At 70.0% G+C, this 22,849-nt stretch carries 21 protein-coding genes; 13 read left to right on the top strand and 8 right to left on the bottom strand.

What is annotated here, in order from left to right; all coding sequences use genetic code 11:
* Nucleotides 1-240: 240 nt before the first annotated feature.
* The 3 genes from AB0230_RS15415 (at nucleotide 241) to AB0230_RS15405 (ending at nucleotide 4,244) form a co-directional block, all read left to right on the top strand.
* On the top strand, nucleotides 241-2,403 hold the full coding sequence (locus AB0230_RS15415; protein ID WP_363577264.1) for an AAA family ATPase: 2,163 nt from the start codon (nucleotides 241-243) through the stop codon (nucleotides 2,401-2,403).
* Nucleotides 2,400-3,587, top strand: coding sequence for a hypothetical protein (locus AB0230_RS15410; protein WP_366376693.1), 1,188 nt, complete (start codon nucleotides 2,400-2,402; stop codon nucleotides 3,585-3,587). Before AB0230_RS15415 ends, AB0230_RS15410 begins: the two co-directional genes overlap by 4 nt.
* A gap of 99 nt (nucleotides 3,588-3,686) precedes the next feature.
* A complete protein-coding gene (locus AB0230_RS15405) occupies nucleotides 3,687-4,244 on the top strand; it encodes a dihydrofolate reductase family protein (protein ID WP_366376691.1) in 558 nt (185 codons plus the stop codon).
* Nucleotides 4,245-4,292: 48 nt separating this feature from the next.
* On the opposite strand, the gene AB0230_RS15400 is transcribed toward AB0230_RS15405, so the two are convergent.
* Nucleotides 4,293-5,369: an alkene reductase gene (locus AB0230_RS15400; protein ID WP_366376689.1), complete on the bottom strand. Its 1,077-nt coding sequence runs from the start codon at nucleotides 5,367-5,369 to the stop codon at nucleotides 4,293-4,295.
* Nucleotides 5,370-5,594: 225 nt separating this feature from the next.
* On the opposite strand from AB0230_RS15400, the gene AB0230_RS15395 reads away from it, so the two are divergent.
* The 5 genes from AB0230_RS15395 (at nucleotide 5,595) to AB0230_RS15375 (ending at nucleotide 9,366) form a co-directional block, all read left to right on the top strand.
* Nucleotides 5,595-5,747 carry a hypothetical protein gene (locus AB0230_RS15395; RefSeq protein ID WP_315994184.1) on the top strand — a complete coding sequence of 51 codons (153 nt, stop codon included), beginning with the start codon at nucleotides 5,595-5,597 and terminating at the stop codon, nucleotides 5,745-5,747.
* Nucleotides 5,748-5,890: 143 nt separating this feature from the next.
* The gene (gene pdxH, locus AB0230_RS15390; protein WP_366376686.1) at nucleotides 5,891-6,532 is read left to right on the top strand and encodes a pyridoxamine 5'-phosphate oxidase; all 642 of its coding nucleotides are present in this window, start codon (nucleotides 5,891-5,893) and stop codon (nucleotides 6,530-6,532) included.
* A gap of 53 nt (nucleotides 6,533-6,585) precedes the next feature.
* Nucleotides 6,586-7,197 carry a hypothetical protein gene (locus AB0230_RS15385; RefSeq protein WP_366376684.1) on the top strand — a complete coding sequence of 204 codons (612 nt, stop codon included), beginning with the start codon at nucleotides 6,586-6,588 and terminating at the stop codon, nucleotides 7,195-7,197.
* 222 nt (nucleotides 7,198-7,419) lie between these two features.
* Entirely contained in the window at nucleotides 7,420-8,577 is a 1,158-nt protein-coding gene (locus AB0230_RS15380) for a GTPase (RefSeq protein ID WP_366376682.1), read from the top strand.
* A 129-nt stretch (nucleotides 8,578-8,706) separates the two neighbouring features.
* Nucleotides 8,707-9,366, top strand: coding sequence for a HEAT repeat domain-containing protein (locus tag AB0230_RS15375; RefSeq protein ID WP_366376680.1), 660 nt, complete (start codon nucleotides 8,707-8,709; stop codon nucleotides 9,364-9,366).
* Nucleotides 9,367-9,372: 6 nt separating this feature from the next.
* Here the strand turns inward: AB0230_RS15375 and AB0230_RS15370 are convergent, their stop codons facing one another.
* Complete coding sequence (locus tag AB0230_RS15370) at nucleotides 9,373-9,768, bottom strand: hypothetical protein (protein ID WP_366376678.1); 396 nt, start codon at nucleotides 9,766-9,768, stop codon at nucleotides 9,373-9,375.
* Nucleotides 9,769-10,121: 353 nt separating this feature from the next.
* Between AB0230_RS15370 and AB0230_RS15365 the strand changes: the two genes are divergently transcribed.
* From AB0230_RS15365 to AB0230_RS15355, 3 genes are all read left to right on the top strand, one after another.
* Nucleotides 10,122-11,291: an acyltransferase gene (locus tag AB0230_RS15365; RefSeq protein WP_366376676.1), complete on the top strand. Its 1,170-nt coding sequence runs from the start codon at nucleotides 10,122-10,124 to the stop codon at nucleotides 11,289-11,291.
* A gap of 9 nt (nucleotides 11,292-11,300) precedes the next feature.
* Entirely contained in the window at nucleotides 11,301-11,459 is a 159-nt protein-coding gene (locus AB0230_RS15360) for a hypothetical protein (RefSeq protein ID WP_366376674.1), read from the top strand.
* 175 nt (nucleotides 11,460-11,634) lie between these two features.
* A complete protein-coding gene (locus tag AB0230_RS15355; protein WP_366376672.1) occupies nucleotides 11,635-13,122 on the top strand; it encodes an SDR family NAD(P)-dependent oxidoreductase in 1,488 nt (495 codons plus the stop codon).
* A gap of 116 nt (nucleotides 13,123-13,238) precedes the next feature.
* On the opposite strand, the gene AB0230_RS15350 is transcribed toward AB0230_RS15355, so the two are convergent.
* Both AB0230_RS15350 and AB0230_RS15345 read right to left on the bottom strand, forming a co-directional pair.
* Nucleotides 13,239-13,646: an NUDIX domain-containing protein gene (locus tag AB0230_RS15350; protein WP_366376670.1), complete on the bottom strand. Its 408-nt coding sequence runs from the start codon at nucleotides 13,644-13,646 to the stop codon at nucleotides 13,239-13,241.
* Nucleotides 13,647-13,905: 259 nt separating this feature from the next.
* Nucleotides 13,906-14,427, bottom strand: a complete 522-nt coding sequence (locus tag AB0230_RS15345; protein WP_315994194.1) for a MarR family transcriptional regulator — start codon at nucleotides 14,425-14,427, stop codon at nucleotides 13,906-13,908.
* A gap of 81 nt (nucleotides 14,428-14,508) precedes the next feature.
* On the opposite strand from AB0230_RS15345, the gene AB0230_RS15340 reads away from it, so the two are divergent.
* On the top strand, nucleotides 14,509-16,653 hold the full coding sequence (locus tag AB0230_RS15340) for an MMPL family transporter (RefSeq protein WP_366376667.1): 2,145 nt from the start codon (nucleotides 14,509-14,511) through the stop codon (nucleotides 16,651-16,653).
* Between the two features lie 92 nt (nucleotides 16,654-16,745).
* Here the strand turns inward: AB0230_RS15340 and AB0230_RS15335 are convergent, their stop codons facing one another.
* From AB0230_RS15335 to AB0230_RS15320, 4 genes are all read right to left on the bottom strand, one after another.
* Complete coding sequence (locus tag AB0230_RS15335; protein WP_366376665.1) at nucleotides 16,746-18,080, bottom strand: FtsX-like permease family protein; 1,335 nt, start codon at nucleotides 18,078-18,080, stop codon at nucleotides 16,746-16,748.
* Entirely contained in the window at nucleotides 18,077-18,796 is a 720-nt protein-coding gene (locus AB0230_RS15330) for an ABC transporter ATP-binding protein (protein ID WP_366376663.1), read from the bottom strand. The genes AB0230_RS15335 and AB0230_RS15330 overlap by 4 nt, the downstream gene beginning before the upstream one ends.
* Nucleotides 18,797-18,910: 114 nt before the next feature.
* Nucleotides 18,911-21,328: a phosphoenolpyruvate synthase gene (gene ppsA, locus AB0230_RS15325; protein ID WP_366376661.1), complete on the bottom strand. Its 2,418-nt coding sequence runs from the start codon at nucleotides 21,326-21,328 to the stop codon at nucleotides 18,911-18,913.
* Entirely contained in the window at nucleotides 21,325-22,257 is a 933-nt protein-coding gene (locus AB0230_RS15320) for a pyruvate, water dikinase regulatory protein (protein ID WP_366376659.1), read from the bottom strand. The genes ppsA and AB0230_RS15320 overlap by 4 nt, the downstream gene beginning before the upstream one ends.
* A 208-nt stretch (nucleotides 22,258-22,465) precedes the next feature.
* Between AB0230_RS15320 and AB0230_RS15315 the strand changes: the two genes are divergently transcribed.
* Nucleotides 22,466-22,783: an LPXTG cell wall anchor domain-containing protein gene (locus AB0230_RS15315; protein WP_366376657.1), complete on the top strand. Its 318-nt coding sequence runs from the start codon at nucleotides 22,466-22,468 to the stop codon at nucleotides 22,781-22,783.
* The last annotated feature ends 66 nt before the right edge of the window (nucleotides 22,784-22,849 follow it).

Raw genomic sequence — 22,849 nt, 5'->3', positions numbered from 1 at the left:
GTTTCGGCGTCGTTCTTCTCCCAGACGTCCTGGATGTTGTGGGCGGGGGAGATGTGGATGCCGACGCGGTCGGCGCTGACCTCGGCGACGACGGCCTGGTGACCTTGATGACGAAGCGGGTGCGCTCGATCCTGCGCTGAGCTGTCGTGCTCGCTCGAAACGGCGGGCTCGTGAAAGGCTGGGGCGGGGGATACCGCCCACGATGAATGGGATCGTTCATCGTTCAGGCAAGGGAGCAGCGTGGCCGCAGATCAGAATGTCCGACGAGCGGCTCGTGCTCGAGCGTCGCTGGAGTACCTCGATGAGAACACCGTCGGCGAGCAATTCCTGCCTCTCGCCGAGGTGTGGGCCGCAACGCAGGAGCGCGTTCCGTTCTCAGATCACGAGGCCGAGCTTGTGCGAAAGGGCCGCCCCCGCGGGGAGAGCGATTGGCGGTGGTCCAGCGCGGATCTCGCTGCCGCCGGGTGGCTGCGCAAGCACCCCGACGGGTCGGGGCAGTGGGCAATCACTGACGCCGGCAGACAGGCGCTGCGTGGGTTCGCGGGCGACGAGTTGCACGCGGAGGCGACGCGACGATACGCGGCAGGGCGCATTGAGTTGCAGTCGGCGGTCACCGCGGCCCTCCCGACGACGTGGGTGTCGACCGACAATGCTCAGCGCAAGCTGCTCGAGGCTGCGCGCGTGTGGGTAGAAAGGTCGCTGCAGGCCGGCGAATCCGTCTTCAGTCCGGGCCGCGAGGTGTGGTCGCTGGAGACGGTTCAGCGCCTGCACACGGTGTGGACGACGAGCGAAAAGGTCGAGGGCAAGAACTTCGTCGAGAACGTCGCGCTACAGCTCGCTGACGAGAGCGACGACGTCAAATTGCTGATGGCGGAGGTGGTGGCGCTGCAAATTCTCCCCATTTCAACGGCCATCGGCCACGCCAAGAAGACGGCCAAGGTCGAGGCAGTTCTCGCGCTCATGCAGCATAAGGTGTCGATCCCGACGCTTTTCGACGAGGCGTTCGGCGGTGGGTCATTCCACCCCGGATCCGGCATGCTCACCAATGTCAATCACGCGGTCACGATCATCATCAACCTGGCGAAAGCGTGGGTCGAGCTCGACGCTGATGAACAAGAATCGACGCTGGCGGATCCGCTCCGCTGGCGGGAATTCGTCTTGGGGCTGGACGGCGACGGTTTCCCGACCCAGCGGTGGTCGTTGCTCTATCTCGTCCATCCCGGCTTCTTTGGCCCCATTGTCTCGGCTGATCACCGCCGGCGCGTTCGCGAAGCATTCATCGGCGAGATCGGGGGGAGCTTCTCCTCCGACGCCGATGCGGACCTCCAGCGCATCGCCATCGCACTTCAGGTGAAGAAACAGAAGCCGATCGATTTCTATCGGACGCCACTGCGGGAGCAGTGGCTGGATGTGCCGGACCCGGTGATCGATCCGGTCCCCGTAGAACCAGTCGTAGAGGAGGTCGACCCACGCGGCTTCCGCCCAGCCGATATCGACACCGCAGCGTTGAGCGAACGTCTCAAGCTCGACGAGGGTTGGATTGCTCGCGTGATCGATGCCTTGTATCGACGGGGCCAAATCATCCTCTACGGGCCGCCGGGAACGGGTAAGACCTTCGTCGCCAAAGCGATCACGGAGGCGCTCACCACCAAACCCGATGCGGCTCGACGAATTCAGTTCCATCCCTCATACACGTACGAAGACTTCTTCGCCGGCTACCGGCCGCGCGAGAAAGACGGTCAGCTGGTTTTCGAACTGACGCAGGGGCCTCTGCGCCGCATCTCAGATGCAGCTCGGCGTGATCCCGATGTGACGCACGTCCTGATGATTGACGAGATCAATCGCGCGAACCTTTCGAAAGTCTTCGGCGAGCTCTACTACCTCCTCGAGTACCGGGACGAACCGATCGATTTGCTCTACGCCGGATCGGGGACGGACGGCGGAGACACGTTCTCGCTTCCGCCGAACGTCGTGATCATCGGCACGATGAACACGGCCGATCGTTCGATTGCGCTCCTGGACTCGGCGATGCGTCGGCGCTTCTCGTTCTTCGAGCTCCACCCAGACGTTCCGCCGGTGGCCGGCATTCTGGATCGGTGGACGGCCGCGCACCCGCAGTCCGTTGATATCTCCGCCCTTTTCGCCGAGCTCAATTCGCGCATTCGCGACCGGGAGGACCGCATCGGCCCCAGTCACCTGCTGCGCACCGAAGATCTGAGTCGGCAGGCCCTCGATGCGATTTGGACGGAGAACCTGATGCCGTTGCTCGAGGAGCGTCATCTCGGGAGTGCTGTCGATGTACACGCGACGTTCTCGCTGGAGGTTCTGCTTGAGAAGGTCACTCCCCCGGTGGCGCAACCACCCGAGCAGGAAAGCGGCGTCCAGGAGTCCTCGGGTAGGTGAGCGAATCACGTCCGCGCGCCTTCATCACCGAGAAGGGTGAGAGCCTCGTCGAGCTCACGCTCGGCGAGGCGATGGAACTGCAGGAGATGCGGTTCTGTCGTGTGAGCCCGACAACGCAGGCCGGACTTTGGCGCGTCTCGGACGTGACGCGGGTTGGCACCGCGGTGGTGGGTGAAACGGTGCTGCACGTCGTGCCCAAAACGCCCCTCGAGAATCTCGTCTACATGGCGTCCTCAGGGCGTCGGCACATTAGCGTCGGACAACACCTCGTGGATCACGACGGGGAGCGAGCCTTCCCCGCGGCTCTCGCCCGCGCATTCCTTTTGGAGGTGCAACGTGCCACGCGTCGAGGTCTGGTGAAGGGTTACGAAGAGACGCACGAGTCCGCCTCGGTCATGCGGGGTCGGTGGGATGTGTCGCGACAACTAGCCGTCCGTCCGGGGCTGCCACTACCTCTCGAGATCGACTACGACCATTTCAGTGACGATGTGCCAGCCAATCGCATCCTGCATACCGCCATTCGTGCGCTTCGAGCAGTGGATCTCTCGCGCGGCGTCGAGTCGATTCGCTTGCAGCTTGAAATGAACTTCTTGGAGACGGGTCTCGTGCCGCGCGGAATGCCGCTGCCGACTGTCGTGATCACGAGACTGAATGAGCACCTCGGGCCCGCTCTCATGCTCGCCCGGCTGATCCTCGAGGCGGTCTCATGGACGCATCGTGAAGGCGTTCGGCGGGGCGGGACATTCCTGCTAAATATGGCGACCGTGTTCGAGTCGTTCGTGGCTGAACGTTTGCGCGCCCTCCTCGAGCTGAAAGGTCTGCGGGTCACCCCGCAGGACAGAAGATGGTGGCTGGACACGCAGCGCGTGGTGGCTCTTCGCCCGGACATGGTCGTCGAGACCGACATGCCGACGAGCGTGGCCGACACGAAGTACAAGGTGCTCACTGATGGGAGCGGTGGTCCGCCCAGCGGTGACGTCTACCAGATGGTCGCTTACGCGCTCGCTCTGAACGTGCGAACCGCGCACCTCATCTACGTTTCGGGCGACGTGGTCTCTCAGATCATTCGCATTCCCTCGGCACGAGTCGACGTTCACGTGCATGCGGTGAGCCTCGCCGGAGGCCTCGACGATCTTGAGGCCGAGATGGCTCGGCTGGCGAAAGTTATCGCTGCGCCTGAGTAGGTGGCGGATCTCAGCAGGGAAGCGGTGGACGGATGTCGTCGGTGCGGAGACGATGAAGGCAGAAGTGCGAGGGAGCGCGTCTCGTTGAGAGGATCCGACATGACTCAGCCGCTGCGTTACGCGATCAACGTCACCCTGGACGGCTGCTGCTCACACGAGGCGGGCCTGCCGCCGGACACCGAGTCCATGGCGTTCTGGACCGACGAGCTCCGCCGTTCCGACACCCTCCTCTACGGCCGCGTCACCTATGAGCTGATGGAGGGGGCGTGGCGTCGACCGGGGTCGGGGGAGTGGCCGGACTGGATGGATGCCAGTGAGGTCGCGTTCGCGGAGGTGATGGATCCGATGCGCAAGGTCGTGGCATCCGGAACCGTCGGCGCAGTCGACTGGAACGCCGAACTCGTACGGGGCGACGTCGTTGACGCGGTCCGGTGGCTCAAGGAGCAACAGGGAAGGGGGATCTCGCTCGGCGGCGTACAACTCCCGGCGACGCTCGCGGCGCACGGGCTCATCGACGAGTACACGTTCGTCGTGCACCCCGTGGTCGCGGGGCGAGGGCCGCGGCTGCTCGACGGCGTCGACCTCAAGCTCGAGGTGGTGGAGCGGCGGGAGTTCCGCTCGGGTGCTGTCTTGCAGCGCTACCGGCCCGCCCTATAGGAAAGGGCCCCGCGCGAGCGAACCGCGCGAGGCCCCACCACAGACGGATTACGCCTGAAGGAACGGGTAGTCCGTGTACCCGCGCTCATCCGGCCCGTAGACAGAGGCCTGGTCGACCTCGTTCTCGTCGGCGTTCTGCTCCCAGCGCGTCACCAGGTCGGGGTTGGCGATGGCGGGGCGGCCGACGGCGATCAGGTCGGCGATGCCGTCGTCGACGGCGGTGATGGCCTCGTCGCGCGTGGTCATCTTCGAGAAGCCGGAGTTCACGATGAAGGTGCCACCGAAGGCGCGGCGGAGGTCCTGGATGAGGTCGCTCGCGGGGTCGGCGTGCAGCACGCTCAGGTAGGCGAGGCCCAGCGGGGCGAGGCCGCCGATGAGGGCCTCGTAGGTGGCGCGGGTTTCGGCGTCGTCCTTCTCCCAGACGTCCTGGATGTTGTGGGCGGGGGAGATGCGGATGCCGACGCGGTCGGCGCCGACCTCGGCGACGACGGCCTGGGCGACCTCGATGACGAAGCGGGCGCGGGCCTCGGGCGATCCGCCGTAGCCGTCGGTGCGCTGGTTGGAGGCGGGGGAGAGGAACTCGTGCAGCAGGTAGCCGTTGGCCGAGTGCAGCTCGACGCCGTCGATGCCGGCATCCACGGCCCGACGGGCGGCCTTCACGAACTCGTCGCGGACGGTGGCGAGCTCCTCGGTCTCGAGGGCGTGGGGCACGGGGTAGGCGACCTTCGACCCGTCGGCGAGGCGGGTGTCGCCCTCGATCGCGATCGCCGAGGGGGCGACGATGCGGTCGGTGCCGGTGATGTCGGTGTGGGTGACGCGTCCGCCGTTCATGAGCTGCATGAACACCACTCCGCCTTCGGCGTGCACGGCATCCGCGACCCTCGCCCAGCCGGCGGCCTGCTCGTCGGTGACGATTCCGGGCTGGCCGGGGTACGCCTTCGACTCGGCGCTCGGGAACACACCCTCGGTGACGAGGAGTCCGATGCCGGCGCGCTGCTCGTAGTACTTCGCGACGATCGGTCCGGGAACGCCGTCGGCGCTCGCGCGCAGGCGCGTCATGGGGGCGAGCGACACGCGGTTGCGCACGCCGATGCTGCCGACGGTGGTGGGGCTGAACAGGCTCACGGGAGTCCTTTCGTGGGGGTCACAGGGCCACGCGAACGTAACGGAGCGCGGCGACGACCTATTCCACGGGATGCACATCTGTGCAGCGGCGGGTTGACGTCGGCTGCCGCCAGGTGCTGGCATCCACACGTGGGGCTGGCTAGCGTGGCCTTTCGTCCATGGAGCAGCGCGGGGGGAACGGATGCTGATGTCGACCGGGATCGCACCAGTCGGAGCAGGACAGTGATGGCGCGCGCGCCCTGGAACCGTCCGGGCGAATCCGCCCAGACCCGCCGCCTGCGCATCGCGATGTTCTGGACAGCGGTGGTGCTCGTGGCGGCCGTGGTGGCGACGCTCGTGTACTTCGTCGTGCGGTCGGCGGGGATCGCCGGGCTCTGATTCCGACGACCTCGCACAGCCGTCTCTTGCGGAACGACTCGCGCACGCATCCGAGCGCGAATCGTCCCGCGCGGAGATCGGTCCGCGGCCGGACTCCGCGCGCATACGATGGTGCCCCCAGCGACGCTTCGGAGGACCGCGCGATGACCGAGAACCCCCTCGCCCACCGCCTCGACTACACGCTCGACGAGCTCAACGACGCCGCGCTGACGGCATCCCCCCTCGCGCTCTTCAAGCGGTGGCTGCAGGATGCCGCGGACCTCCCCGAACCGAACGCGATGGTCGTCTCGACGGTGGATGCCGAGCACCGGCCGACCTCGCGGACCGTACTGCTGCGCGGGGTCGACGACGACGGTGCGCTGTGGTTCTTCACGAACCGGGAATCGCGGAAGGGGCAGGCGCTGGCGGGGAACCCGGCGGTGTCGATCCTGTTCCCCTGGTACGCGCTGCAGCGGCAGGTGATCGTGCTCGGCACGGCCACGCCGCTGCCCGCCGAGCGGGACGACGCCTATTTCGCGTCGCGGCCGCGCGGATCTCAGCTGTCGGCCTGGGCGAGCCACCAGTCGGAGCCCGTGGCATCCCGTGCCGCGCTCGAGGAGCAGATGGCCGAGGTGTCGGCCCGCTTCGGCGACGACCAGCCCGTGCCGCGTCCGCCGCACTGGGGCGGGTATCGGGTGGAGCCGCGCGAGATCGAATTCTGGCAGGGGCGTCCGTCGCGGTTGCACGACCGGATCGTGTTCGTGCGGGAGGGGGACGGGTGGGTGGGGGTGCGACGGCAGCCGTGACGCAAGCTGTGTGTCGCGAGGCGTCGACATGGACAGCGGGCTATTATCTCGGGATGGCGAAGTCCGGAAGCGGTTTGTTCGATCCCGCTCCGATAGCTGACGAAATCGCGCTAGCCCGGTCTGAATCGCGAGCGATGGTCAGGGGGCTCACCGGGATATTCGGCCCGAGCGGTCAACTGACGATGGCGCACCTGCCGTTCTTGAGCTTCATCGAGCGATCGCAAGCCTTCTCGTTGGGTGCCGCCACGATGATCGAATCGGGAAATCCTCTCGCCGCGGCCACTCTGCTTCGTTCGTTCGCGGAAAATCTGGCTGTCGTCTTCTATATCCAGGCGCATCCGCAAGACATCGACAAATTGCAACCTGGTGCGAGGCACTCAATCAAAGTGGGTCGCATCATCTCGCAGGCCGAAAAGCATCTGCCCGGGTTTAAGGCGATGTACGACGAGCTGAGCGCTCGCGCTCATCCGACTGGGAAAGGCAGCTACCAGAACTTCGTTGTCGCAGGCGAGGGCCAGTTCACCTGGCAGTCGCACCCGACGTTCGTGGATGTCCAGGATGCACGGGCGCTGCTGCAGCGCCTCCGTGACCTGACGAAACTTACCGCGGAGGTGATCAAGAACACTGCGGCAGAGCTTTCGGCGCCGCACCGGGCTTTCTCTTAGTAAATGCGCGCGACTAGTCAAACCGGGTGGATGTGGCGTGGTAGCAGCGCCTTGGCTAGGTACTCGAGGACCGGCGGCGGTCGCGCCGATAGGCGAACTGGCGCTCCACGCAACGGGTACCAAGAAAACTCTTCGCTGTGCCGACGCCCCGTAGATTCGACACAACCTCACCCGCGGCGCGAGTCGCGGCATCCTGAGGCCGACGTTCGGGGAGGCGAGACCATGGCGAAGAAGAACACCGACGCGCGTCAGCTCGACGAGAAAGCCTTCGTCGAGGCGACGTCGGAGGCGAAGTCGCGGTACGGCCGGTTCAACCTCGCGATCGTCGGTGCCTCGGGCGTCGGCAAGTCGTCGCTGGTCAACGCGGTGTTCGGGCGCGACTGGGCGAAGGTCGGGCGGGGGCTCCCCGTCACGCGGGGCGTGCACTTCTACAGCGACGACTCGCTCGGCATCTGGGACGTCGAGGGGTTCGAGATCGGCTCGCCCGTTCCGCCGGATCAGCAGCTGCGCAACCACCTGGATGCCATCGCCGCCCACCCCGGCAACCATCAGATCCCCGTCGTCTGGTACTGCGTGCGGGCCGCCGACGACCGTCTCACTCCGGCCGACATCGCCATGATCCGCGAGCTCGACGCGCGAGGGCTGCCGGTGATCCTCGTGCTGACGAAGGTCGACTGGATCAAGAACCCGATCACCGGGCACCAGGGCGTCGCGAAGGACCTGCAGGCGTTCGTCGACTGGCTCAACGACCCCATCGACCCGTCGACGGGCGAGCGCATCCGCATCCCGTACCGACAGGTCATCCTCACCTCCACCCGCGACCGGCACGGGAAGGGGAAGGGGCACGGCCTCGGTGACCTTGTCACGGAGACCCTCGAACTCGCCCCCGACCGCGACAAGGACGCCTTTCGCATCGCACAGCGACTCAACCTCCCGTGGAAGAGGGAGATGGCGCGGCCGATCATCGCCGCGGCGTCCGCAGCGGCCGCGGGGGCGGCATCCGTTCCGCTTCCTGTGTCGGATGCTGTCACGCTGGCGCCGATCCAGCTGACGATGATGGGACGCATCGCCGCCATCTACGACCTCGAGGTCAAGACGATGCTCTCGGCGGGGGCCCTCGCGCAGTTCGGCGTGCAGGTGGCCGGGCGAGCGCTCGCGACGAGCTTCCTCAAGCTCATCCCGGGCGCGGGGATCGTCGTGAACGCGGCCGTGGCCGCGGCGCTGACGGCAGCGACGGGCGAGAGCTGGCTCAAGATCTGCGAGCTGCTGCACACCGGCAAGATCGACGTGCGCAAGCTCGACCAGGAGTGGGCGAAGTACGCGCCGAGCTTCATGGACGTCGCGCGCAAGCTCGTCGAGCGGCGGGTGGGGCGGAAGTAGATCACCGGGGCGGCACGCCGAGCACGCAGCGAGTGGATGCCGGTAGGCCGCCGTTGCGCGCATCCCGGTCGGTCACGGCATCCGTCTGACGACCCTCGCCGCCACGGGACGTGAAACCCTGGAACCACGATGACCGACACCACCCCCGCCGACCGCCTGCGCGCGGCGCTCGCGCACTCCGACGCCTCCGCGCGGCTGCAAGCGGCGCTCGCCGCGGGGACGCGGCCCGACGACAGCTACATCGCCGAGCTCGTTGCCCGGTGCGCGGTGGAGCCCGACTTCTTCGTGCGCGACATGCTCACGTGGGCGCTCACGCGTCACGACGCGACCCGGACCGTCGCGGAGCTGCTGCCCGAGGTGGCATCCGAGGTCCCGCAGGCGCGGAGCCAGGCCCTGCACACGCTGTCGAAGATCGGCGACCCCGCTGCGTTCGCCGTGATCACGCCGGTGGTGCTGCGCGATCGGCATCCCGAGGTGGCGCGGGCAGCGTGGCGCACGGCATCCGGGCTCGTTCCCGACGACGCCCACGAGTCGCTCGCCGACGAGCTCGCGACCCAGTTCGGCCGGGGCGACCACGACACCCAGCGGAGCCTGAGCCGCGCGTTCGCGGCCATCGGGTACCGCGCCGAAGCCGCCGTCGAGCGCGCGGCCGCCTCGCCCTACGACGTCGTGAGCGCGCACGCGCGGGCGACGGCGATCGTGATGGACGACCCCGACACCGAGTTCGCCGAAGCGGTGGTCGAGGCGCGGCGCGTGGTGGCGCAGCGGGCGATGCCCGACGAGGACTGACCCGGGTCAGCCCCGGTGCACCTCGACGGCCCGCGAGAGCAGGTGCACGAGGAACGCCCCGATCAGCAGGACCGGCGCGACACCGATCATCGACACCAGCGGTGACCCGGTGTCGGTCGACGACGTCGCGAACGCCACGACGAAGCCCACGACCACGCCGAGCGCGGCCACGGCGAGAGCGATCGCGCGCGTCGCGGGGGAGGCGCGGTGGACGGCGACGATCATCAGGATCGCCAGGGCGAACATCGTCGCCGCGGCGACGAGGAAGAGCGGGGATCCGCCGCTGATCGCGAGGAAGCCGGCGCCGCCGACCACGAACAGAACGCCCACCACGTACGCGAAGATCCGGGCGCGCCGCACGCGGGTCTCGGGTGGGAGGTTCCGCAGGGAGCCTGTCGTCATCCGTGTCTCCCGATCGTCATGGAAGCGCCAGGCTACCGGGACGGGTGCGGGGCGGGGAAGGGCGGTGCCGGCCCGCATCGGATGCCGGGGGAGGGGGCGCGCGCCGGTCCTCGCGGGCGAACGATCGGCCCCCGCCCGCCGGGGAGGGCGGCCGTTCCGTCCCGTGATTCCGCGGAAACCCGCCGCGAGACCTTCCGTCAAGCCCCCACCCCTCTCAGGGATCTCCACAACCCGGTCCAGTACCGTCTCACCCGGTCTGCGCGACTCCACGTGCTCAGGTCGACCCAACGACGTCGTCGACGAGCGCCCGTATCGCGCGCCGGACGAACGACGACGAGACGGGAGGCGACGGCATGACCACGATGGCGACCCCTCGCGTCCAGGCCGTGCCGTCGGCATCCGCAGCTCCGACGGCGGCGCGCCACCTTCCCTCGCTCACGGGCCTTCGCTGGGCGACCGCGATGCTCATCTTCGGTCACCACCTCATGGCGGTCGAGTACTTCGGCGGAACGGCCGGCGACGTGTGGGCCTTCGTCTTCGAGGCCGGGAAGACCGGCGTCACGCTCTTCTTCATCCTCTCGGGGTTCGTGCTGGCCTGGGGCTTCAAGCCGCAGCAGAGCGCGGGCTCGTTCTGGTGGCACCGCTTCGCGCGCATCTACCCGCTGCACCTCGTGGGCGTCGGTCTCGCGCTCGCCGCCGCCGCGACCCTCGTGCCCGAGATCCGCACCGACGGCGCCGCCCCCCTCGCGGCGAATGTGCTGCTGATCAACGGGTGGGTGCCCGACTGGTGGCAGGCCGGCAACCCCGCCAGCTGGTCGCTCGTGTGCGAGGCGTTCTTCTACCTCAGCTTCCCGTTCCTCATCCGCCCGCTCGTGCGGCTCTCCGCCCGTTCCCAGACGATCACCGTCGGCGTCGCGCTCGCGCTCGTCGCGCTGGCCCCGCAGATCGCCGCGCTCTCGCCGGTGCCGATGTCGGCGGCATCCACTCCCCTCCTGCGGCTGCCGGAGTTCGTCGTCGGCGTCACCCTCGCGCTGCTCGTGAAGCGCGGGGCGTGGATGCCACCTCGGGTGCGCTTCGTGCTGCCGCTCGCGGTCGTCGGCTACGCCCTGTCGGAGGCGCCGACGCTGCCCGGCACCGACGTGCACCCCGGTCTCGCGGTGACCGTCGGGGCCTTCGCTCTGCTCGTGGCCTCGCTGGCCTCGGCCGATGCGCACCGCTCGTCGACGTTCCTCGCCCGTCCGCTCTGGCAGGAACTCGGGCGCGTGTCGTTCGCCTTCTACCTCGTGCATCTGCTGGTGATCGCGTCGGTGTCGTCTGCGTGGCCCGACGGGCACCCGCAGCTGCCGTGGCGCCGTGCGGTTCTGCTCGCGCTCGCCGCGTTCGGGATCGCGCTCGCCCTGGCGTTCGTGATGCACAAGGTGGTCGAGGTGCCCGCGCAGCGGTGGCTGCTGCGGTACGACACGTCACGGAAGACGCGGACGGAACGCGCAGCGACCATGGCCCGGGTCGAGGCTGCTCGCTAGGCTCGCCGGATGTTCTCCGCGCTCACCGGTGCCCACGCCCTGATCCTTCTGCTCGTGTGGGGCGTCGGCCTCGTCGTCATCGGGGCGGCCCTGTATTTCGTCGTGCGCCTTGCCGTGCTGCACGCGCTGAAGGCGCACACGCGGTGGGTCGACGGGGGGAAGCTGTAGCGCGTCTGCGTGCACACGCCCGGACAGGGGATCGCGGTGGAACGGGGCCGGACCGTCCTGTCCTCGCACGATCGCCTGTTCTCGAGAGGCGCGGGGTCGCGCGGGGCCAGCCGCGCCCGGTCCGCGACACGCCCGGGCCCACCGGTCGTTCAGCAAGGCCTCGATACACTGCCCCGTGCCCGAAACACTGCTGAACCCCGACCGCGATGTCGCGCGGTCGACCACCATCGACCCGTACGAGCTCGAGATCGCGCTGCGCGTCATCGACGCCGCCTCCTCGCTCGACCACGACGACCCCGCCTACATCGCCCTGCGCCGTCGGACCGGCAAGCTCTACAAGGACGTCAAGCGGCAGTCGCGCAAGGAGAAGCGCCAGCGCATCGCCGACGCCGACCGCGCGGTCGTGGCCGCCACCGCCACCGGCGCTCCCGATCGCATCGACGACGAGACCCGTGGCATCCCGCTGCAGGCGCGCACCGAGATGCCGTTCGCGGGCGAGCTGATCAAGGCGCGCGCCTGCTACATCTGCAAAGAGGACTACACCCTCGTCGACGCGTTCTATCACCAGCTCTGCCCCGACTGCGCGTCGATGAGCCACGAGAAGCGCGACGCCCGCACCGACCTCACCGGGCGCCGGGCCCTGCTGACCGGCGGTCGCGCCAAGATCGGCATGTACATCGCCCTGCGCTTGCTGCGCGACGGCGCGCACACGACCATCACCACGCGCTTCCCGCGCGATGCGGTGCGCCGGTTCTCGTCGCTGCCCGACAGCGCGGACTGGCTGCACCGCCTCAAGGTGGTCGGCATCGACCTGCGCGACCCGGCGCAGGTGATCGGGCTCGCCGAGTCGGTGGCATCCGATGGTCCGCTCGACATCCTCATCAACAACGCAGCTCAAACCGTGCGGCGCTCGCCGGGAGCCTACAAACCCCTGGTGGATGCCGAACTGGCACCGCTCCCCGACGGACCGCTGCCCGAGCTCGTCACCTTCGGCCACACGAACGACGCCCACCCGCTCGCGCTCGCGCAGTCGGTGTCGGCGCACCCGATCCTCGCGTCTGCCGCCCGCACGGCCGACGAGCTGACCGCCGAGGCGATGGCGGCGGGCTCGTCGTCGCTCGAGCGGCTGATGACCGGGACGGCGATCGACGCGGGCGGCCTCATCCCCGACGAGGACCGCATCAACAGCTGGACGCAGCACGTCGACCAGGTCGAGCCCCTCGAGATGCTCGAGGTGCAGCTGGCGAACATGACCGCGCCGTTCCTGCTGGTCAGTCGCCTGCGGCCCGCGATGGCGGCATCCACGTTCGACCGCAAATACATCGTCAACGTCTCGGCGATGGAGGGCGTGTTCGGTCGCGGCTACAAGGGCCCCGGCCACCCGCACACGAACATGGCCAAGGCCGCGCTGAACATGCTCACGCGCACGAGCGCCCGCGAGATGTTCGAGAACGACCGCATCCTGATGACCGCCGTCGACACCGGCTGGATCACCGACGAGCGCCCGCACTTCACCAAGGTGCGCCTGGCCGAGGAGGGCTTCCACGCCCCGCTCGACCTCGTCGACGGCGCTGCGCGCGTGTACGACCCGATCGTGCGCGGCGAGGCCGGCGAAGACCTGTTCGGCATCTTCTTGAAGGACTACCGCAAGAGCAGCTGGTGAGTCGCCGGGCGAACGCCGCGGCGTGAGGACCCTGGGCCTGTCGACGGGTCCGGGGGCCCGCCGAGCTGCATCGTCAGGTCCCTGAGCCTGTCGAAGGGTCCGGTACGCCCGCGGCGTCAGGCCGGCAGGAAGTACTCCCGCGCGAGCGGGGCGATCTCGATCCCGGATGCCGTCGCGGCGGTGACCCAGCGGAGCTCAGCGATCTCGGCATCCGGGGTCGGCTGCTGGGAGCCGATGTCGACGCGGAACACGTCGGCGACCACCTCGAAGCCGGGCTCGTTGGCCGCGGAGGCGCTGAACTCTCCGAGCGACTCGAGGGCGTCGGGGGCGACGCGCACGCCGATCTCCTCGGCGAGCTCGCGCACGAGCGTTTCGGCCGGGTTCTCGCCCGGCTCGGGCTTGCCGCCGGGCTGCATGAATGCGGTCGTGCCGGCCTTGCGCACGACGAGCAGGCGACCGTCGGCGTCGGTGATCACCGCGGCCGAGACGCGGATACGGCGTGGGGCGGGGGCATCCGGAAGCACTCCCGCACGGTAGCAGTCGCGCCGGGGGTTCCTCGGTGGGGTCGGGCGTCGAACCGGCGCGGCCGCGGCCGCGCGGGCGCAGCGAGTGTCCACGAAACCCGGACGCCGGAGAATCCCGCCCGGGTGTCGTGGACACTCGGCGGGATGCCGGGGCTCGTTGCCGGCGCGGCAGAAGCGCCCGCGGCGGGCGGCGACGCACGCGCGGCGGGCGGCGACCCCAACGCGCGGGCGCGCGGCGGCGGGAGGCGCGCGGCTCGGGTCAGTGCGTCGAGCGCGGGACCGCCATCGACGGGATCGCTCCGTCGTCGGGGATGCCGTACGAGGCGATCACGCGCTCGAGGTAGCGGGTGATGACGTCCTGCTCCTCGTCGCTGAACTCGTCGAGCACGGCGTCGACGCTCGCGATCATCGGCATCAGGTGCCCCATCGCGCGGGCCATCGAGGTGTCGGTGGGCACCACGAGGACGCTCCGGCGGTCGGTGGGGTGCGGGGTGCGCGTGACGTGTCCGAGGTCGACGAGGCGGTCGATCGCGGCGGTGGTGGCGGCCGTCGTGAGGTCGAGGCGTCGCGAGAGCTCCCCCGGAGAGAGGGGGCCCGACATGACGAGGTGGCCCATGGCATCCAGGCCCGTCGGATTGACGGCGAGTTCACGCTGCAGCGCTTTCTCGAAGAGCGATCCGGCGGTGAAGAGGTCGCGCACGAGCGCGGTCGGGCGCCGCGTGGGCGGCACGGCGACGCCGCCGACGACGGGGGGTGGGGAGGAAGGGTTCGGCTCTTCCATGACTGGCACTCTACGCGTGATTGGGCTACCTTTCTCGTATCTCGATAATCGAGATTCTCCAAAATCTAGCGAAGGCCCCCCATGACCGGCTTCCTCCGTTTCCTCACCTCGGCCCGCACGTCGTGGATCGTGCTCGTCGTGGCGTTCGCGGGCGTCGCGGCGCTGTTCGCCCTCGGCTCGGGCGCGACGAGCGACACGGCTCCGGCCACGGGTCTGCCCGACACGGCCGAGTCCGTGCAGGTGCAGAAGGTGCTCGACACCTTCCCCGACGCCGACACCACCTCGGCGCTGGTCGTGTTCGCCTCCGACGACGGCGAGGCTCTCCCCGCCGAGACGGTCGCCGCCATCCAGCAGAAGGCGTTCGGAGACCTCGTCGACCTGACGCCCGAGGGTTTCATCCCGCCGCCGCAGGTGTCGGAAGACGGCACCGTCGCCCTGCTGGTCGTGCCCCTCGCTCCCGAGGCCGACGTCGAGGCCCAGGCCGAGCGCGCCGCTGAGATCCGCACGCTCGCCGCCGACGGCCTCGACGGGGTGCGCACGTACCTCACCGGCCCCGAGGGCTTCGAGGTCGACATCGCCGCCGTGTTCGACGGCGCCGACTTCACCCTCCTGCTGACCACCGTCATCGTCGTCGCCGTGCTGCTGCTCATCACCTACCGCAGCCCGTGGCTCTGGCTCGTTCCGCTCATCGTCATCGGCACCGCCGACGCGTCGGCCGGCATCGTCGCGCGCCGCGTCGCGGCCGCGGTGGGGGTGCAGCTCGACGCGTCGATCACCGGCATCCTGTCGGTGCTCGTGTTCGGCGCGGGCACCAACTACGCCCTTCTGCTCATCGCCCGCTACCGTGACGAGCTGCGATCGGCCGAAGACCGGCGCGAGGCCATGCGTCGCGCCGTCCGCGGCGCCGGCCCGGCGATCATCGCCAGCGGTTCCACGGTGGCGCTGGCCCTCGCAACGCTGCTGCTCGGCGAGCTGTCGGGCAACCGCGCGCTCGGACTGGCGTGCGCGGTCGGCATCATCGTGGCGATGGCGTTCGCCCTCCTCGTGCTGCCGGCCGCTCTCGTGCTGTTCGGTCGCTGGTTGTTCTGGCCCTACGTCCCGCGCTTCGGCTCGCCGGATGCCATCTCGCGCAGCCCGTGGGGGAAGCTCGGTCGCGGGGTCTCGCGTCGCCCTGTCGTGGTCGCGCTGAGCGGGGCGGTCGTGCTCGGAGCGCTCGCGAGCGGACTGTTCTTCGTGCAGACGGGTCTGTCGCAGAACGACCGCTTCCTGCAGAAGCCCGACGCCGTGACGGGCCAGGAGGTGCTCGCGGAGGCGTTCTCGGCCGGCGCCACCTCCCCGGCGACCGTGGTCGCGCCCGTGGCCGACGCCGACGCGGTCGTGGCGGCGGCGAGCGGGATCGAGGGCGTCGACTCCGCCCGCCTCGCCGAGGAGAACGGCGACTGGGCTCGCGTCGACGTCACGCTCTCGTCGTCCGCCGAGACCCCCGAGGCCTTCGCGACCATCGAACGACTGCGCGCCGACCTCGACACGGTCGGCTCCGGCGAGGCGCTCGTCGGCGGGCTCGACGCCCAGGCCCTCGATGTCGCCGGAGCCCAGCAGCGCGATCAAGACCTGATCATCCCGCTGATCCTCGTGTTGGTCTTCATCGTGCTGGTGATCCTGCTGCGCGCCCTCCTGGCGCCGATCCTGCTGCTCCTCGCCGTCGTCGCCAGCTTCTTCTCGGCGGTGGGGGCGGCGTGGTGGCTGTTCCAGACGCCGCTGTTCGGCTTCCCCGCGATCGACACGAACGTGCTGCTGTTCAGCTTCCTGTTCCTGGTCGCCCTCGGCGTCGACTACAGCATCTTCCTCGTCACCCGCGCGCAGGAGGAGAGCCGCACGCTCGGCACCACGCAGGGCATGATCCGCGCGCTCGCCGCGACCGGCGCGGTGATCACGAGCGCCGGCATCCTGCTCGCCGCGGTGTTCGCGGTGCTGGGCGTACTGCCGCTCATCACGCTCACGCAGATCGGCATCATCGTCTGCATCGGCGTGTTGATCGACACGCTGCTCGTGCGCACGGTCATCGTGCCGGCCATGGCGTTCATCGCCGGCGACCGGTTCTGGTGGCCCCGCAAGCCGAAGGTGACGGATGCCGAAGCCGCGGGCGTGCAGACCACGGAGGTGACCGAGAAGGTCGCCGCACCCGTGACCCGCGCCGAACGCCGGAAGGGCGTCGGCGTTCGATGAGACCCGCGGGCCGGGAGGAGCCCCCAACATACCCTCCCGGTCCGCGGCCTCGCCCGCCCGCTCGCGTGTGCGGCGGGCGGGGGTCTTCGGGCTCAGACCGTCTCGCGGCGGATGCCGTCGACGATCGGCCGGGTCGAGGCCAGCGCCGCGCGCACCAGCGCGAAGCCGCCGGCGAAGGTCGCGACGATGGTCAGCACCGACAGGGGCGCGACGAGCAGGCTGATCCCCACGATCGGGAACGCCATCATCAGCCCGAGCGCGGCACCGCCTCCCGCCGCCCACCGCAACGGCACCATGACCGTGAGTCGACGTGCGCGCCGCAGCTCGGCATCCGGGATGCCGAGACGGTCGAGCCCGACGATCAGCTCGCGCTCCTCGAGCACCGACGCCGCCTGCGTCACCCCCACGGCGCAGGCGAGCAGGAGGAACGCGATGCCGAGCGTGACCAGGACTCCCGTGCGGATGTCGGTCATCAGGGTGGTCGGTCCGGCGTCGCCCGCGACGTCGACGATCGACAGTCCGCACCCGGCCACGACCGCGATGAAGGCGACGATGGCCATCCCCGACACGCGCCGCCAGGCCGGGCCCGCGTGCGCGGCGAGCTCCCGCCCCGCGATGAGCTCGGACGCGGTGCGCGCGCGACGCGCCAGCGATCGGCCCCGCGCGGCGACGATCGGCGCGCCGATGAGATTGAGCAGGGCGAGCGCGCCCGCGAAGACGCCCAGCAGCAGGGCGATCCCCACAGCCGGGCCGAGCAGCTGCGCGACGACCGAGAAGTTCGACACCAGCAGCACGACGGCGACGATCAGCACCCCACCGACCACCAGGGCGGCCGTGCGCGACGGGGGAGCGGCGCTGCGGGTCCGCACCCCGAGCGGGGTGACGGCGACCCGGCGCAGGCTCGCGGCGGCGCTCGCCGCGCCGACCACGATGACACCGCCGAGCACACCGAGGCCGAGCAGTGGGTCGATCGCCACGGCGGCGACGCCGACGGGAGCGCCGAAGAACGGCAGGAGCCCCACGAGCGGAAGGAGCGCCGCATAGATCGCGACCCCGGCGACGGCGCCGACGGCGGCCACGGCCGTCGCCTCGAGCACGGTGAGCGCCCACAGCTCGCGCGTGCTCGCGCCCAGCAGCCGCAGGGTCGCGAGGCGGTCGTTGCGGCGCCGGCTCGTGAGGCGGGCGGCCGCGGCGCCGAGCGTGACGAGCGGGACGGCGAGCAGCAGCAGGGCGAGCACCGCGAGGATGCCGTAGAGGCCGTTCCCGGCCGCGGTGCGCGGGTCGACGAGGAACATCCGCGCTCCTCCGGCGACCACGAGCAGCAGTGCGGTCGTGACGGCGAACGCGACGATCGGCAGCGCGACGGCGGCTCGACCCTGCCGCGCGGGACGCGTGAGCTGCCGTGCCAGGGGCAGGACGACGCTCATCGCGCGCCCCCGGCCGAGGCGACCGCGCCGGTGTCGCTGACGACGCGCCCGTCGCTCACCCGCACCGTGCGCGAGCACCGGCGGGCGACGTCGGCGTCGTGCGTGACGACGACGAGCGTGCGCCCCTGACCCGTCGTGGCGTGCAGCAGGGCATCGAGAACCTCGGCCGAGGTCGCCGAGTCGAGAGCCCCGGTCGGTTCGTCGGCGAAGACGACCGGCGCTCCCGTCACCTGGGCGCGGGCGATCGCGACGCGCTGCGCCTGACCGCCCGACAGCTGGCCGATACGGCGCTCCTCGAGCCCGGCCAGTCCGAGCGCGGCCAGCCACACGGCGGCGTGTCGTTCGGCATCCTGTCGTTTCGAGCCCGTCAGCAGCAGCGGCAGGGCCGCGTTCTCGACCGCGGTCAGTTCGGGCAGCAGCAGGTGCTGCTGGAACACGAAGCCCAGGGCCTCGCGGCGCACGCGGGCGCGCTCGCCCTCCGACAGCCCGACCAGCTCGCGCGAAGCCGCGCCGGGGGCGGACAGCACGATCGAGCCGGAGTCGGGGGCGATGACCGCCGCGAGACAGTGCAACAGCGTCGTCTTGCCCGATCCCGACGGACCCATCACGGCGACGGACTCACCGGCGTGGATGGTCAGCGAGACGTCGTCGAGGGCACGCAGGTCTCCGTAGCTCTTGACGAGCCCGTGGGCGGTGAGCACAGCAGAAGAAGTCATACCTCCATCACAGCGAGCGGCGCCCCGCGCGTCGTCGGCCGGGGGAGGTATCCCCGTCGTCCGAGCGGACGATTCCCCGGGCCGGGACGTCCCACGCGCCCCGGCCCGCCTCCCTCACAACCGCGACAGGTGCGCCTGCGCCAGGATCTCGGCCTTGGGCCGCTCGTTCGCCGCGAGGGCGAGCCAGGTCTCGACGACCGTGTCGGGGTTCAGCGACAGCGACTGGATGCCGCGCGCCACGAGCCACTGCGCGAAGTCGGGGTGGTCGCTCGGTCCCTGCCCGCAGATGCCGACGTACTTGCCCTGCCGCCGACACGCGTCGATCGCCAGTCCCAGCAGGTGCAGCACCGCCGGGTCGCGCTCGTCGAAGGCGGATGCCATGAGCGCCGAGTCGCGGTCGAGGCCCAGGGTCAGCTGGGTCATGTCGTTCGAGCCGATCGAGAAGCCGTCGAAGTGCTCGAGGAAGCGCTCCGCGAGGATCGCGTTGGCCGGCAGCTCGCACATCATGACGACCTTCAGGCCGTTCTCGCCGCGGCGCAGACCGTTCTGCGCGAGGAGGTCGACGACGGCCTTCGCTTCGCCGACCGTGCGGACGAAAGGCACCATGATCTGCACATTGGTCAGGCCCATCTCGTCGCGCACGCGTCGCAGCGCCTCGCACTCCATGTCGAAGCACGCCCGGAACTCCGGCGAGACGTACCGCGCCGCCCCGCGGTAGCCGAGCATGGGGTTCTCCTCGTCGGGTTCGTACAGCGTGCCGCCGAGCAGGTTGGCGTACTCGTTCGACTTGAAGTCCGACAGACGCACGATCACGGGCTCGGGAGCGAAGGCCGCGGCGATCATCGAGACGCCCTCGGCGACCCGCCGGATGAAGTACTCCTCGGGCGAGGGGTAGGCAGCGATGCGCGCGCGGATCTCGTCGGCGAGGGCCCCGTCGAGGCGGTCGAGCTCGAGCAGCGCCCGCGGGTGGATCCCGATCTGACGGTTGATGATGAACTCGAGCCGCGCGAGCCCGACGCCCGCGTGCGGCAGCCGCGAGAACGCGAAGGCCTGGTCGGGGGTGCCGACGTTCATCATCATCTTCACGGGGGCGGCCGGCATCCGATCGAGCTCGGTCTGCTCCTCGGCGAAGTCCAGGATGCCGTCGTACACGAGGCCGTCGTCGCCCTCGGCGCACGAGACGGTGACCTCCTGGCCGTCCGTCAGTGCGTGCGTGGCGACGCCCGTGCCGACGACGGCGGGGATGCCGAGCTCACGCGCGATGATCGCCGCGTGGCAGGTGCGTCCGCCGCGGTCGGTGACGATCGCCGAGGCGCGCTTCATGATCGGCTCCCAGTCCGGGTCGGTCATGTCGGCCACGAGCACGTCGCCGTGCGCGAAGTCGGCCATCTGATCGATCGAGCTGAGCACACGCACGCGGCCTGCGCCGATGCGCTGGCCGATCGCGCGACCCTCGACGAGCACCGCGCTGCGCTCGGCCAGCACGAAACGGCTCAGGACGTTCGCCGACCGCCGCGACACCACGGTCTCCGGTCGGGCCTGCAGCACGTACACCTGTCCGTCGATTCCGTCCCTGCCCCACTCGATGTCCATCGGGCGGCCGTAGTGCTCCTCGATGACGAGGGCGATGCGGCCGAGCTCCTCGACCTCCGCGTCGGTGATCGAGAAGCGCGTGCGGTCATCGGCATCCACCTCGACGAAGGCCGTGCTGCCGTCGACGTGCTGTCCGTCGGAGTACCGCATCGCGATCGCCTTCTCCCCCACGCTGCGCTTGAGGATCGCGGGGCGGCCGGCGGCCAGGCCCGGCTTGTAGACGTAGAACTCGTCGGGGTTCACCGCGCCCTGCACGACCGCTTCGCCGAGGCCGTAGGAGCTGGTCACGAAGACCGCGTCGTCGAAGCCCGACTCGGTGTCGAGGGTGAACATCACGCCCGAGGCGCCGACATCGGAGCGCACCATGCGCTGCACCCCGGCCGAGAGGGCGACCTCGTGGTGGTCGAAGCCGTGGTGCGCGCGGTACGCGATCGCGCGGTCGTTGTAGAGCGAGGCGAAGACCCGGCGGATCGCCTGAAGCATGTTCTCGATCCCGCCGATGTTGAGGAAGGTCTCCTGCTGCCCCGCGAACGACGCGTCGGGCAGATCCTCCGCGGTGGCGCTGGAGCGGACCGCCCAGGTCACGGCATCCGGGTCGGTCTCGTTCGCGATGAGAGCGGCGTAGGCGGCGCGGATGTCGGCGTCGAGGTCGTCGGGGAAGGGCTGCTCCTCGATCCACGCGCGCACGCGGGCGCCGAGTTGGGCGAGGGCTGCTACATCGTCGACATCGATGCCCTCGACGGCGGCGCGGATGCGGGCGTCGAGCCCGCCCTCCGCGAGGAACCGTGCGAAGGCGTCGGAGGTGGTCGCGAACCCCGGGGGAACACGGATGCCGGCGGATGCCAGGTGCGACACCATCTCGCCGAGCGAGGCGTTCTTGCCGCCGACCTGGGCGAGGTCGCTCATGCCGATCTCGTCGAAGCGCAGGATGTTGGTCATGGGGTGGGCCTTTCTCGGGGTCGGTCCCGCAGGTTCATGGACTGCAGGATCACGGCGGACATCTCCTCGACGCTCCGGGTCGCGGAGCTGAGGAACGGGATGTGGGTGCGGCGGTAGAGGTCTTCGGCGCGGCGGATCTCGAGGGTGCACTGGGCGAGGCTGGCGTAGGTCGAGTGCGGGCGGCGTTCGTGCCGCACCTGGCTGAGGCGCAGGGCGGTCGTGGTCAGCCCGAAGCAGCGCTCGGCGTGGGGCGCGACGATGCGGGGCAGCCCGTCGGTCGGGAAGTCGTCGTCGGTCAGCGGGTAGTTCGCCACGAGCAGCCCGTAGTGCAGGGCGAGGTACATCGTGGTGGGGGTCTTCCCGCACCGCGAGGGGGCGACGATGATCACGTCGGCGCTCGCGAGGTCGCGCCCGCTCTGTCCGTCGTCGTGCTCGATCGCGAACTCCACGGCCCGCATGCGGCGGAAATACTGCTCGAGATCTCCCAGGCCGTGATACTGCCCCGCGCGGGTCTCAGCGGTCGCACCGAGCTCCGCCTCGAGCTCGCTGAGGTGCCCGGCCAGCAGGTCGATGACCACGGCGCCCGCATCGGCGAGACGTCCCCGGATGCCGGCATCCTTCACCGTCGCGAAGACGATCGGCGCATCGCCCGTCCCCTGCGCCGCGGAGCGAACGAGCCGCGCGACGACCGCGTCGACGGCGGTGACGCTGCCGAGGAAGGGGATGGTGTGCCTCTCGAAGCGCGCCCCCGGGAAGTTCGCGAGCAGGGCGCTGCCGAGCGTCTCGGCGGTGATACCCGTGCTGTCCGACACGAAGAACACGGCGCGCGTGCCGGCGACGAGGCCGGGCTCGGTGCGCTCGCCGGGTGAAGTCGCGGGCGGCGTCATCGCGGCGGAGGGCGCGGCCGTCGCGTCGAAAGGGGGGACCATGCGATGACGCTAGGGGTGGCCGCGCGCACTTTTGCGACCGTTATGAACGAAAGAAGACGCTTTCTTGCTGCTGCGCTAAGGGACCGGTTGTGGGCTGACCACCTTTCGGCCTGGAACCCTTTTCGCCCGGCGTTCTCCGGCCGGTCGGTCGGGAAGGGACCGGCGTCCACGTCGACCCGCCACCGTGACAGACGGAAAGGACACCACCATGGTCGTCACGTTCGCGATCGCGCTGACCCTCGCCGGCGCCGGCGCGCCCACCCCGGCCCCCGAGAGCGGCGCGCCGGGGGACTCCCAGATCATCGTCGTCGAGGTCCCCGACGCCGCCCGCGCGACACCGACGGGCGGGCCGACCGATGCGCCGACCTCGCCCCCTCCCGGGCGCCCGTCGCCTTCCGCGACGCCCGACGGGTCCCTTCCCGCGACCGGATGGGATGCCGCGGGTCTCGCCGCCGCGGCCGTCATCGGCTCCGGGGCGCTGGCCGCCGGCATCCTGATCTCCCGTTCGCGTCGTCGCGCGCGCTGAGGTGTCGAGCGGGAGCTGCGCGCCGCCCGAGCCTCGCGCCGGGGCCTCGCCCCCGGGCGTCGCGCC

Source organism: Microbacterium sp. NPDC089190 (genome assembly GCF_040701795.1).
In the GTDB taxonomy this organism is placed as follows: domain Bacteria; phylum Actinomycetota; class Actinomycetes; order Actinomycetales; family Microbacteriaceae; genus Microbacterium; species Microbacterium galbum.
This window is presented reverse-complemented; position numbering and strand designations above follow the sequence as displayed.